Source organism: Arthrobacter sp. Soil_N43, assembly GCF_057655195.1.
This window is the reverse complement of sequence record NZ_JBDGML010000109.1, coordinates 19,268-31,945: the sequence shown is the minus strand read 5'-3', so window position 1 is coordinate 31,945 and position 12,678 is coordinate 19,268. Positions and strand designations below refer to the sequence as shown.

Sequence of the window (12,678 nt, the reverse complement as noted above, 5' to 3'; positions counted from 1 at the left end):
GCGTTTATTTGCTTAGGGGAGTTCAGGACTCCCAGAGGATCTCGTCGTCCACGACGCCGTCCTCATCCGCGGAGGCAACGAGCACTTCGTCGGTGAAATGCGAACCCAGGGTGAAATCGAGGACGAAGTAGCGCTCGGGCTGGCCGGGGAAAATGCCGACATGACCTAGCTTCAGGGCCTTGAGGAACACCGCATTGGTGAGCTGGCTCTTGTCCGTGACGCCGAAGACCTTCTGCAGGTGCTCGTCCTTGATGGCGTTGCAGTGGAAGCGGAGATACTCCTGCGGGCTGGTGCCTTCCTGCTCCAGCTCCTCAGCGATCATCTCGCGGACCTCGTCCACGAGCTCCGGAAGGTAGCGCAAGCGGTAGTCCACCTTGTGCATGGCCGCCTCATCGAAATGGTCATGCGCGCTGATGACCAGGTCCAGCTCAAGGCGCTGGCCAGCGAGCTCATGCTCGGTGGCGATGTTACGGTCCCGGCCGTGGTTGAGCTCGATTACTCCGAAGTGCTGGCTCGCTACCTTGGTCATATCTTCAACATAGACCCGAAAAGCGGCTCATTCCAGCATCGGCGATTATTTATCTGAAGACCCCAGGCTGCCGAGTGTGTCCGCCAGCAGGTCAACAAAGAGCTGTACGCGGGCGGTCTTCTTCTCGTTGATCAGCAGCGCAAAGACGTTCCGGGCCAGCCTGATCTCCGGAACGTCCAGCACCACGACGCCGGCCGGACGGTGCCGCAGAGCGAGCTCGGGCACCAATGCGGCGCCCAGCCCCGCAGCGGCCATCTCCAAACTGGCATGAAAGTCGTCGCTGTAGGCCACCACACGGGGATGCAGGTTGCAGCTGGCAAAGAGCCGCTCGATGACCGTGGCGTCGGACGTGCCGGGGTGGTGCATGATCCACGGCATGTCCGACAGGTGGTCCGCAGCCACCTTCGCCTCGGTACGGAAGCCCCAGCCGCTGGGCAGGACCACGCGGAAATTGTCGTCCCCGATCCACTGCCGGTTGATCGTGTGCGGCCAGGCGAGTCCTGACTGGCCCACCTGGTACACCAGGGCAACATCCACATCCCCGCCGGAGCGAAGACCCTGGATGGTCTGCGCCGGCTCGGCCACCGAAACCCGCAGGTCAATGCCCAGGCCCTTCCAGGCCGGGTTCTTCAGAATCCGCGGCAGGACATACGTGGCGAGGCTGGGGAAGATGCCGAGCCTCAGCTCCTGGCTCGTGGCGTCCTGGGTCTTCGACGCGGCGGCCATCAGTGCCTCAATGTCCGTCAGCACTTTGGCCGCATGGCGGGCCATCACCACCGCGGCGTCTGTGGGCACCACACTCCGCGCCGACCGCTGGAACAGGTGGACACCCGTGTCACGCTCCAGCGCCGACATCTGCTGGGACACGGCGGAGGCGGTGTAGCCGAGCCGGCTCGCCGCGGCAGCAAACGACCCCAGCCTGGTCACTTCCAGCAGGGTCCTGAGATGTACGGGATTGACCACCAGCCCACAGTACTCCGGCTGCTCACCGGCAGGAAAAACAACTGCACCCATCCGGGTATCCCCGCGGTTCCGAATAGCCCGTGAGTATTCAGCCAGTGGAGTAGAGGAGCCAAGAATGTCACCGAGCCCAGCGGGTACTGGAGACGGAAAGCGGCGCGTCGCCGTCGTCGGCAGCGGAGTGGCGGGCCTGACCGCCGCCCATATTCTCAGCCGGCGCGACCACGTGACCCTGTTCGAGGCGGACGCCAGGCCCGGAGGCCATGCCCACACGCACGACGTCCCGCAGGCGAACGGGTCGCTGGCCGTCGACACCGGGTTCATCGTGCACAACGACCGCACGTATCCCAACCTCATCAGGCTGTTCGGCGAACTGGGCGTCGAAACCCAGGACTCGGACATGACCATGAGCATCCGGTGCGACGGCTGCGGGCTGGAATACGCCGGGGCAAAGGGTGCCGCCGGCGTCTTTGCCCGCCCGGCCAACCTCCTGCGGCCGCGGTACCTGGGGATGCTGGCCGAAATCCTGCGGTTCTGGCGCAGGGCACGGGCGCTGCTGGCGGCCGGACCGGAGGCGGGCGGGGAAGAAACCCTGGGGGCATTCCTGGGGCGGGAAAAGTTCAGCGACTACTTCACGGCACATTTCATGGCTCCGGTAGTGAGCGCCGTATGGTCCTGCGACCCCACCACCGCACTGTCATATCCCGCGCGCTACCTCTTTGCCTTCCTGGACCACCACGGCATGCTCGGCATCAAAGGCTCCCCGCAGTGGAGGACGGTGAAAGGAGGATCCCGGAGCTACGTGGACCGCGTGGTCGGCGGCCTGCAGGAGGTCCGTCTCAGCAGTCCCGTGTTAGCCGTGCGGCGCACGGCCCTCGGCGTCAAAATCACGACGGCGGCCGGCACCGAGGAGTTCGACGCCGCCGTCATTGCCGCCCACCCGCGCGAGGCGCTGGCCATGATCGCCGATCCCACGCCGGACGAAACCCGGGTGCTGGGCGCGATGCCGTACACCGTGAACCACATCAAATTCCACCGCGATCCCGCCGTGCTGCCGCGGACCGCGGCGGCCGGGGCCTCCTGGAACTACCGGCTGCCGTCCTGCGCGGCCCGCCCGGACCACGTGCTGGTCAGCTACGACCTCACGCGTCTGCAGCGCCTCCGTCCCGAAGACGGCGGCAGTTACATTGTCAGCCTCGGCGAATCGGAGCTCATCGACGCCGGAACCGTGCTCCAGGACCTCGTCTACGAGCACCCCCGGTACACGCCGGAGTCCGTCGCAGCCCAGGCGCGGTTGGGGGAGCTCGGAGATTCCCGGCTCGCGTTCGCCGGCGCCTACCACGGCTGGGGTTTTCACGAGGACGGAGCAGCATCGGGTGTCCGGGCGGCGGCACGGTTGGGCCGTGAGTGGGAAGCTCCGGTCGGCACGCACCGGTCGGAAGCGGAGCAGCCGGCGGAGCTTGTGCCATGACGGCGGCGATCTACCGCACCAGCATCCGCCACGTGCGGCGGGATCCGCTGGCGAACGCCTTCACCTACCGCAGCTACAGCTGGTACGTGGACCTCGACGATCTGCCCCGGCTGCCGTGGTGGCTGAGGCCCCTCGCCGCCTTTCACGCGAAGGACCACCTGGGCGATCCCACAGCCAGCATCCGGGCAAACGTGGACCGCTTCCTCGCCGTCAACGGGCTGGAGCCCGACGGCGGGAAGGTCACCATGCTGGCGAACGCGAGGGTGCTTGGCCAGGTCTTCAACCCCATCAGCCTGTTTTGGTGCCGCGGCGCAGACGGCGGCCTGCGCGCGGTCATTGCCGAAGTGCACAACACGTACGGTGAACGGCACTGCTACCTGCTGCCCACCGATGACGCCGGACGGGCCCGCACCGACAAGGAATTCTATGTGTCCCCCTTCAACGAGGTGGACGGCAGCTACCGGATGACGCTGCCTGAACCCGGCGGCCGGCTGGCGCTCGCGGTGGTGCTCGAGCGGGCGGGGCGGAAACCCTTTACGGCCACCATGACCGGGGTCCGCAGCTCCGTGACGCCGCGCAGCATCCTTGCCGCAGCGCTCGCCGTTCCGCTGGCGCCGCTGCGCGTCGTGGTGCAGATCCACTGGCAGGGCATCAGGCTTTGGGCCCGCGGCCTTCCCGTCATCAAACGCCCTCACCACCCTTCACAGGAGGCAGTCTCATGACTCTCACAGACCCGACCTACCAGGGAAGCCCGGCCGGTCCGCTCCGGATCCCGGCGGCTCCCGCAGCCATTGACGCCGAGGTGTGGCCCGGCGTCGCACGTCCTCCTGCCGGAGCGAAGGCCGCACTGGCCGGCAGGGCCGCCGGCGCGCTGTTCAGGGGTGCCGCCCGGCGGCTGCCGCTGCGCGTTGAGTACCCTGACGGGTCCGTGCTGGGTGCCGGGGGCGCGGGTTCGCCGGTGATGACCATGGTCAGGCCGGAGGATTTCGAGGCGCGCATCGGCGACAACGGCCTGATCGGCCTGGGGGAGTCGTTCATGGCGGGGGACTGGGAGGCGTCCGACCTGGCCGGCCTGCTTGAGGTCTTCGCTTCCTCGGTGGACACGCTGATCCCCGTGCCGCTGCAGAAGCTGCGCGGCCTGTACCTGCCCCGGGCGCCGCGGCAGGAGCGCAACACGGAGCAGAACACGCGCGGCAACATCTCGCGGCACTACGACCTGTCCAACGAGCTTTTCGCCACCTTTCTGGACAGCACCATGAGCTACTCCTCGGGACTGTTCGCGCCGGACGCCGGACCGCTGGCGGACGTCGGCTGGGAGGCCCTGGCGGCGGCGCAGCAGGCAAAGATCGACAGGCTGCTGGACAAGGCCGGCGTGGGGGAGGGGACCCGGTTGCTGGAGATCGGCACAGGCTGGGGCGAGCTGGCTTTGCGTGCGGCTGCCCGCGGCGCCACCGTCTACACGGTCACGCTGTCCAGCGAGCAGCAGGCGCTGGCACGGCAGCGCATCGAGCAAGCCGGCTACTCGGGCCAGGTCACGGTGGCCCTGCAGGACTACCGTGCGGTGGAAGGCGAGTACGACGCCGTCGTGTCCGTCGAAATGATCGAGGCGGTGGGCTACGAATACTGGCCGGTCTACTTCCAGACGATCGACAGGGTGCTGGCGCCCGGCGGCAAGGTGGCCATCCAGGCCATCACCATGCCGCATGGGCGGATGCTCGCCACGCGGAATGCCTACACCTGGGTGCACAAGTACATCTTCCCCGGAGGTTTCCTCCCTTCAGTGCGGGCCATCGAAAATGTCACCGAGCAGCACACCACGCTCCGCGTCCGGGAACGGCGGGGCATGGGCGATCACTACGCGGCGACGCTGCGGCTTTGGGAGGAACGGTTCCTTCAGCGGGCCGGCGAGGTGCGGGCGCTCGGATTCGACGAGGTCTTCCAGCGGATGTGGCTGTTCTACCTCTGCTACTCCCGGGCCGGTTTCCAGTCCGGCTACCTCGATGTGCAGCAGATCGTGCTGGACCGCCGGGAGGCGCAGCTCTAGCCGCGTTTCCTTAATCACAAATGGGGTTCCGAGGCATGCTTCGGGACCCCATTTTCGTGTCCAGGGACACGTCGGCCGGGCCGCCGGAGGGGCTGCGACACGCCGTCTTCCGCACGACACGCTGGGGTTTAAATGTGGCTAACTACTCCACAGGGTGTGGATTTCGTCCGTGAAAAAGCCGGAAATCCGGACATTTTGGGGACCCTCGCCTGTGGATTAAAAGTGCATTAAATGACATACTTGTAATACATCATCTAGGGGTTCCACAGAGTCCCCTGCACTACATGTAGTATCGACATACAGATTGAGCGGGAGACCGGCGAAGCCAGTACCGGGCAGTAAGGTTCTGGGCGGACAGCAGTTCCAGGCCGGGTCTCCACCGCATCGGTGAAATTTTAGACGTAGAGACTTCAGAGTCTTCAGGAGTACAGAAGCAGTGACTTCAACAAAGGGGACAGGGACCATGACCGTTACGGTTTACACGAAGCCGGCCTGTGTTCAGTGCAACGCAACCTACCGCGCACTGGACAAGAAAGGCATCACCTACCAGAGCGTCGACATCTCCCAGGACGCTGACGCCCTTGAGCGCCTGAAGTCACTGGGGTACATGCAGGCTCCGGTTGTCGTCACGGACCAGGACCACTGGTCCGGTTTCCGTCCGGACAAGATCGAAGAGCTGGCGCTGAGCGCCGCTGCTTCAGTGGCCTAGGCTTCGTCAGCCCGGGGGCCCGCAACCAAGGCCCGAATGCCGTTTCCGGCAGATGAATCCCAACTAGGTGAGGTGACTCCCATGGCCGCGCCGGCTCTTGCCGATGCGCCGGTTGCAGCACAGGCTGACAACACGACGCCGATGGACCGGGCACCCGAGGACAGGGCGCCGGAGAACCGGACGCACAGTCACCTCATCTATTTTTCTTCGACCTCGGAGAACACCAGGCGCTTTATTGACAAGCTGGGCGCGGATGCCGCGCGGATACCGCTGTATCCGAAGGATCAGCCGCTCACTGCCTCCGAGCCGTACGTGCTGGTGGTGCCGACGTACGGCGGAACAGGCGGCGAGGGCTCCGTGCCCAAGCAGGTCATCCGGTTCCTGAACAACCCGCAGAACCGTCGGCTGCTGAGAGGCGTCATCGGGGCCGGGAACACGAACTTCGGGGACAACTACTGCATGGCGGGGGACATCATCGCCGCCAAGTGCGGGGTTCCCCATCTATACCGTTTCGAACTCATGGGGACGCCGGAAGACGTCGACCGTGTACAAAAAGGATTGGAAGAGTTTTGGACACGACTGTCGCAGACACAGAAGTAACCAGGCCCGAAGGAAGGGACAAGCCCATGGAAACGGCTGTTGAGAAGCAGGAGAAGCCGGTGCTGCCTGCCGCGTACAAGGGCCTGGGCTACCACGAGCTGAACGCCATGCTGAACCTGTACGGTCCCAACGGCGAGATCCAGTTCGAGGCCGACCGCGAGGCGGCGCACCAGTACTTCCTGCAGCACGTGAACAACAACACGGTCTTCTTCCATGACCTCGAGGAGAAGCTCGACTACCTGGTGAAGAACCAGTACTACGAGCGCGAGACCCTCGACCAGTACACGATGAACTTCATCCGTGAGCTCTTCAACCGCGCGTACAAGAAGAAGTTCCGCTTCGAGACCTTCCTGGGCGCCTTCAAGTTCTACACGTCCTACACGCTGAAGACGTTTGACGGCAAGCGCTTCCTGGAGCGCTACGAGGACCGCGTCTGCATGGTCGCCCTGCACCTGGCCCGCGGCAACGAGCAGCTGGCGCTGCAGATGGTGGACGAGATCATCGAGGGCCGCTTCCAGCCGGCCACCCCCACGTTCCTGAACGCCGGCAAGAAGCAGCGCGGCGAGCTGGTCTCCTGCTTCCTGCTCCGCATCGAAGACAACATGGAGTCGATCGGCCGTTCCATCAACTCCGCGCTGCAGCTGTCCAAACGCGGCGGCGGCGTGGCGTTCGCGCTGACCAACATCCGCGAGGTCGGCGCGCCGATCAAGCAGATCGAGAACCAGTCCTCCGGCGTCATCCCCGTGATGAAGCTCCTCGAGGACAGCTTCTCCTACGCCAACCAGCTCGGTGCCCGCCAGGGTGCCGGTGCCGTGTACCTCCACGCCCACCACCCGGACATCTACCGGTTCCTGGACACCAAGCGGGAGAACGCGGACGAGAAGGTCCGCATCAAGACCCTCTCCCTCGGCGTCGTGATCCCGGATATCACCTTCGAGCTGGCCAAGAAGGACGAGGACATGTACCTGTTCTCGCCGTACGACGTCGAACGCGTCTACGGGATGCCGTTCTCCGACGTCTCGGTCACCGAGAAGTACTACGAGATGGTGGACGATTCCCGGATCAAGAAGACCAAGATCAAGGCGCGCGAGTTCTTCCAGACCCTCGCCGAGATCCAGTTCGAATCCGGCTACCCGTACATCATGTTCGAGGACACCGTGAACCGGGCCAACCCGATTGACGGCAAGATCATCATGTCCAACCTGTGCTCCGAGATCCTCCAGGTTTCGCAGCCCACCACGTACCATGACGACCTGTCCTACGACGAGACCGGCAAGGACATTTCCTGCAACCTGGGTTCGCTGAACATCGCGAAGACCATGGACTCGCCGGACTTCGGCCTGACCATCGAGACGGCCATCCGCTCGCTCTCGGCTGTTTCGGATATGTCCAACATCACCTCGGTGCCGTCCATCGCCCGCGGCAACGACCAGTCGCACGCGATCGGCCTCGGCCAGATGAACCTGCACGGATACCTGGCCCGCGAGCGGGTCCACTACGGGTCCGAAGAGGGCTTGGACTTCACCAACATCTACTTCTACTCGGTGGTGTACCACGCGGTCCGTGCCTCCAACCTGCTGGCCATCGAGACGGGCCAGACGTTCGGCGGCTTCGAGAAGTCCAAGTATGCCTCGGGCGAGTTTTTCGACAAGTACACGGAGCAGGAGTGGGTGCCGGAGACCGAGAAGGTCAGGGAGCTGTTCAAGAACGTCCACATCCCCACGCAGGATGACTGGCGCGAGCTGAAGGCTTCCGTCATGGAGCACGGCATCTACAACCAGAACCTGCAGGCTGTTCCGCCGACCGGCTCGATCTCCTACATCAACAACTCCACCTCCTCGATCCACCCGGTGGCGTCCAAGATCGAGATCCGCAAGGAAGGCAAGATCGGCCGCGTCTACTACCCGGCGCCGTACCTGACCAACGACAACCTGGAGTACTACCAGGACGCGTACGAGATCGGCTACGAGAAGATCATCGACACCTACGCCGCTGCCACCCAGCACGTGGACCAGGGCCTGTCGCTGACGCTGTTCTTCAAGGACACCGCCACCACCCGCGACATCAACAAGGCGCAGATCTACGCCTGGCGCAAGGGCATCAAGACCATCTACTACATCCGTCTCCGCCAGCTCGCGCTGGAAGGGACGGAGGTGGAGGGCTGCGTCAGCTGCATGCTTTAGTTGCATCTTCAACTAAATTGAACCACTACGACGGCGGGCAACCGCCCGCCGTCGTACGCTTTAACCAAGAACCAACCCAAACTTTTTAGGGGAAGACATGACCGAGAGGGTCAAGCTGCTGACGCACGTCGAGGCAATCAACTGGAACCGCATCCAGGACGACAAAGACGTGGAGGTCTGGAACCGCCTGGTCAACAACTTCTGGTTGCCGGAGAAGGTGCCGCTGTCCAATGACGTCCAGTCGTGGGCGACGCTGACGCCGGCCGAGCAGCAGCTGACCATGCGCGTGTTCACCGGCCTGACGCTGCTGGACACCATCCAGGGCACCGTTGGCGCCGTCTCGCTGATTCCGGACGCGCTTACGCCGCACGAAGAAGCCGTGTACACGAACATCGCCTTCATGGAGGCTGTGCACGCCAAGAGCTACTCATCGATCTTCTCCACGCTGTGCTCCACCAAGGAGATCGACGACGCCTTCCGCTGGTCCACCGAGAACGAGAACCTTCAGAAGAAGGCCCAGATCGTCATGGACTACTACCAGGGCGATGACCCCCTGAAGCGCAAGGTGGCCTCCACGCTGCTGGAGAGCTTCCTGTTCTACTCGGGCTTCTACCTGCCGATGTACTGGTCCTCGCGGGCCAAGCTGACGAACACCGCCGACCTCATCCGCCTGATCATCCGCGACGAGGCCGTGCACGGTTACTACATTGGCTACAAGTTCCAGAAGGGTCTGGAAGGCCTGTCGGAGGAACGCAAGCAGGAGATCAAGGACTACACGTTCGAGTTGCTCTTCGAGCTGTACGAGAATGAAGTCCAGTACACGCACGACCTGTACGACGGCGTCGGCCTGGCCGAGGACGTCAAGAAGTTCCTGCACTACAACGCCAACAAGGCCCTGATGAACCTGGGCTACGAGGCGATGTTCCCGGCCTCTGTCACCGACGTGAACCCGGCGATCCTGTCGGCCCTGTCGCCGAACGCTGACGAGAACCACGACTTCTTCTCGGGGTCGGGCTCGTCGTATGTGATTGGCAAGGCTGTGAATACTGAGGATGAGGACTGGGACTTCTAGGTCTCGTTGTCTCCTTCTGTAATGCGTTGAAGGCCGCCACCCTGTGAACTTAGGGTGGCGGCCTTCGTTCGTCGTCGGGGGAAACCGTTCGATCAGTGCAGGACTGGTTGAAGGTCAGGCGCTGGAGGCTTCCGCGGGCTTCGTCGTGATGGCTGCTGTGGGCACATCGGTTTCGGCACGCAGCAGCTGCAGGGCTTCCGCTGCAGGGGTGCCGGGGTCAGCGGTATACATCAGGATCCGGTGGCCTGACTCATCAGGCTGGGTCAGGACTTCGAAATTCAGCTCCAGGTCACCGACTTCAGGGTGGTGCATGTACTTCATGCCGGACATGCAGTTCTCCACCGGGTGCTTGGCCCACAACGTCGCGAAGTCGGGGCTCTTCATAGTCAATTCGCCCACGAGGGCCGCCAGCTCAAGGTCATCGGAAGTCATGCCGGCCAGGCGTCGAAGCGACGCAACGGCACGGGTGGCTTCCTCCTGCCAACGCGAATAGAGCTCCCGTGTGTGCGGATCCAGGAACAGCATCCGGGTCATGTTCGGCCGAGTTGACGGCGTCTCAGGCGAAGCCAGATCCAGATGCCCGGCAACCAGCCGGTGTCCGAGAGGATTCCACGCGAGCACTTCGCTGCGGCGGCCTAAGACGACCGCCGGAGTGGTGAACATGGATCGGATCAGCCTTACCGTGCCGGGCCCTGCCTTGTCCGGTTTGGTCAGGGTACGCCGTTTTGTCTTGCCCGGCCGGGCCAGATTGAACAAGTGTGCGCGCTCATCGGTGTTCAGAGTCAACGCGCGGGCAATGGAATCGATGACCGATTCGGAAGCGTTGTTGCTCAGTCCCTGCTCGAGCCGGGTGTAGTACGTGTTGCTGACACCGGCCAGCATGGCCAGCTCTTCCCTCCTGAGCCCGGGCACTCTGCGGATGCCGTAGTTCAAAAGGCCAACGTCCTCGGGCTGCAGGGCTGCCCTCCGGACGCGAAGGAACTCCCCAAGTTCACTGAGATTACTCATGCGCCCCATTCTGCCTCTCGTTGGAGTGACTGTCCTGTCACTGGCGGTGGTACCCACAGAGGGGTGTGGCTGATGTTGCAGGCTTCCTTGAAGCTGAGGACGTGAAAGTGCCGCCGTGGCGGCCCGACAATCAGACAAGGATCACTCAGATGACCATTCAACCGGACACCGCCGAGCCCGACACATTACTGGCACCGCCACGGCCGAAGAGTTCATCGGCTCCGGGCATGACGGGGAAGCAGCGGCTTGCCCTGATTGTGCTGCTAACCGCGAGCTTCACCTTGGCCGTTGACTTCTCCATCCTCAACGTTGCCCTGCCAACCATCGGCACCGACGTCGGATTCAGCCTCGAGAACCTCCAGTGGATCGCCACGGCATTCTCTCTCTGCGCGGCGGGCCTGACCCTGCTGTTCGGCAGGGTCGCTGACCTTGTCGGCCGACGCAAGATGTTCCTTATCGGCATGGCGCTGCTCGGTGCCGCTTCCCTGATGGGGGGACTGGCCATCGACCCGGCAGTCCTGCTGGTCGCCCGCGTGGGGCAGGGCATCGCCACAGCGATTGTCGTTCCGGCTGCGCTGTCACTGCTGCTGGGCTCCTTCGCCGAAGGACCCCTCCGGGACAAGGCATTGGGTCTCAACGGTGCACTGATGGCGGCTGGCTTCACCACCGGCGCCATCCTGGGCGGGCTGCTGACTGATCTGATGAGTTGGCGCTGGGCGTTCTTCATCAACATCCCTGTCGCCGTGGCCGTCCTGGTCATCGCGCCAGTCGTTCTCGCCGAAAGCAAGCCCACAATCAAGGCGCCGCTCGACATCCCCGGCGCCATCACCGTCACCCTGGGCCTCGTCGCCCTCGTCTTCGGTATGACGCACGCAGCGAAGAACTCCTGGACCGACCCGCTGACGCTGGGATCGCTGGCCGCATCAGCAGTGCTCCTCGTTGTCTTCACCGCTGTGGAACGCCGGGCCGAATATCCCCTGGTGCCTCTGACAATCCTGAAGCGGTCAACAGTCGCCTGGGGCAACATCGCAGGCGTCCTGGCGTTCGCGACGGAAACCTCGCTGGTGTTCCTCCTGACCCTGTACCTCCAACAGGTCCTCGGCTACACACCGCTGGGTGCCGGCCTCGCTTTCGCTGTCCTGGGCCTTGGTACCGTCCTGGGCGGCCTCCTTGGGCCGAAGGTCATCGGTAGGGTCGGCAACAAGCGGGCCATCGTGTACGGCCTCATCGTCCAGGCCATCGCGACAGCTTCCCTGGTCCTGCTGAGCAATGATCCCGCGGCCATCGCACTGCTTCTGGCCGCCACGTTTGTCGGCGGAGTCGCCAACTTGGTAGTCATCGTCGGCTTCATGGTCACGGCCACGTCAGGGCTGCCCGACGGGGAGCAGGGGCTCGCCACCGGGCTGGCCACCATGAGCCAGCAGATCGGCATCACTATGGGCATCCCGATCATGAGCGCCGTCTTCACGGCCCAGCTCGTGTCCCTTGGGTCAACTCACGCTCCGGCAGTTCTTAGCGGCGTCACCGTGGCGATCTGGGTGAACGCGGGACTCTGCCTGGCGACCGCACTGGTGGTGGCCCTGTTCCTCAAGAAGCCGGCCGCTTTGGACGTCGATGTGGCACCAAGCTCGCCTTCACCTGCCGCTGCGGCGCGGTCCTACGCACAATCACCGTCTGGCTCGCCAGGCCAGTGAACTCGCTATTCGTCCGGTTCGTAGTGAGTTTGGAATCTTTCGGCGGTCATGGCGTAGCCATCGGTGCCATCTTCGTTGTTGAACACCACAAAGTCGCCCTTGTTGTAGTGAGTCCGGCCTTCCTTGGTGGTCACGCTGCCGGCTTCCGAGGCAACTTCAGCCCAGACAGGCGTGGATTTCACATAAGCACCTCGGTGGACCTGCCGATAAGTGGCGGCGAAGACGTCCGCGTCGACGGTGTGGATGTCGCCGTCGTCGTCCACCAGCCAATCACCTGCCTTGCACTTCTGTTCACCGCCCCACTTGCGATAGCTGAACCCCTCGGTGTCCAGGCGCAGCGGTACGGCGACCACGTAGTAATCCGGCCGGCTCCTGTAGCGGCGGAACTCACTCATCAGCGTCCCTTTC

Annotated in this window: 12 protein-coding genes; 8 read left to right on the top strand and 4 right to left on the bottom strand. The window is 63.8% G+C overall.

The window, feature by feature from the left end; genetic code table 11:
* Positions 1-22: 22 nt before the first annotated feature.
* The gene (locus AC3A3W_RS16190; RefSeq protein WP_205654023.1) at positions 23-529 is read right to left on the bottom strand and encodes a DUF2004 domain-containing protein; all 507 of its coding nucleotides are present in this window, start codon (positions 527-529) and stop codon (positions 23-25) included.
* Positions 530-574: 45 nt separating this feature from the next.
* The gene (locus AC3A3W_RS16185; RefSeq protein WP_205654022.1) at positions 575-1,492 is read right to left on the bottom strand and encodes a LysR family transcriptional regulator; all 918 of its coding nucleotides are present in this window, start codon (positions 1,490-1,492) and stop codon (positions 575-577) included.
* A gap of 115 nt (positions 1,493-1,607) precedes the next feature.
* Between AC3A3W_RS16185 and AC3A3W_RS16180 the strand changes: the two genes are divergently transcribed.
* The 7 genes from AC3A3W_RS16180 (at position 1,608) to nrdF (ending at position 9,568) form a co-directional block, all read left to right on the top strand.
* The gene (locus AC3A3W_RS16180; RefSeq protein WP_487444043.1) at positions 1,608-2,960 is read left to right on the top strand and encodes an NAD(P)/FAD-dependent oxidoreductase; all 1,353 of its coding nucleotides are present in this window, start codon (positions 1,608-1,610) and stop codon (positions 2,958-2,960) included.
* Positions 2,957-3,682, top strand: coding sequence for a DUF1365 domain-containing protein (locus AC3A3W_RS16175; RefSeq protein ID WP_487444042.1), 726 nt, complete (start codon positions 2,957-2,959; stop codon positions 3,680-3,682). Before AC3A3W_RS16180 ends, AC3A3W_RS16175 begins: the two co-directional genes overlap by 4 nt.
* A complete protein-coding gene (locus AC3A3W_RS16170) occupies positions 3,679-5,004 on the top strand; it encodes a class I SAM-dependent methyltransferase (protein ID WP_487444041.1) in 1,326 nt (441 codons plus the stop codon). The genes AC3A3W_RS16175 and AC3A3W_RS16170 overlap by 4 nt, the downstream gene beginning before the upstream one ends.
* Positions 5,005-5,467: 463 nt before the next feature.
* Positions 5,468-5,713: a glutaredoxin-like protein NrdH gene (gene nrdH / locus AC3A3W_RS16165; RefSeq protein WP_056625338.1), complete on the top strand. Its 246-nt coding sequence runs from the start codon at positions 5,468-5,470 to the stop codon at positions 5,711-5,713.
* Positions 5,714-5,854: 141 nt separating this feature from the next.
* Positions 5,855-6,313 carry a class Ib ribonucleoside-diphosphate reductase assembly flavoprotein NrdI gene (gene nrdI / locus AC3A3W_RS16160; protein ID WP_205654106.1) on the top strand — a complete coding sequence of 153 codons (459 nt, stop codon included), beginning with the start codon at positions 5,855-5,857 and terminating at the stop codon, positions 6,311-6,313.
* A 26-nt stretch (positions 6,314-6,339) separates the two neighbouring features.
* Positions 6,340-8,496: a class 1b ribonucleoside-diphosphate reductase subunit alpha gene (gene nrdE, locus AC3A3W_RS16155; RefSeq protein WP_487444040.1), complete on the top strand. Its 2,157-nt coding sequence runs from the start codon at positions 6,340-6,342 to the stop codon at positions 8,494-8,496.
* A gap of 97 nt (positions 8,497-8,593) precedes the next feature.
* Entirely contained in the window at positions 8,594-9,568 is a 975-nt protein-coding gene (gene nrdF / locus AC3A3W_RS16150) for a class 1b ribonucleoside-diphosphate reductase subunit beta (RefSeq protein WP_487444039.1), read from the top strand.
* 114 nt (positions 9,569-9,682) lie between these two features.
* On the opposite strand, the gene AC3A3W_RS16145 is transcribed toward nrdF, so the two are convergent.
* Positions 9,683-10,576, bottom strand: a complete 894-nt coding sequence (locus AC3A3W_RS16145; protein WP_487444038.1) for a helix-turn-helix transcriptional regulator — start codon at positions 10,574-10,576, stop codon at positions 9,683-9,685.
* Positions 10,577-10,803: 227 nt separating this feature from the next.
* On the opposite strand from AC3A3W_RS16145, the gene AC3A3W_RS16140 reads away from it, so the two are divergent.
* Positions 10,804-12,270, top strand: a complete 1,467-nt coding sequence (locus AC3A3W_RS16140) for an MFS transporter (RefSeq protein WP_487444079.1) — start codon at positions 10,804-10,806, stop codon at positions 12,268-12,270.
* 5 nt (positions 12,271-12,275) lie between these two features.
* Here the strand turns inward: AC3A3W_RS16140 and AC3A3W_RS16135 are convergent, their stop codons facing one another.
* Entirely contained in the window at positions 12,276-12,665 is a 390-nt protein-coding gene (locus AC3A3W_RS16135) for a hypothetical protein (RefSeq protein WP_487444037.1), read from the bottom strand.
* Positions 12,666-12,678 lie beyond the last annotated feature (13 nt).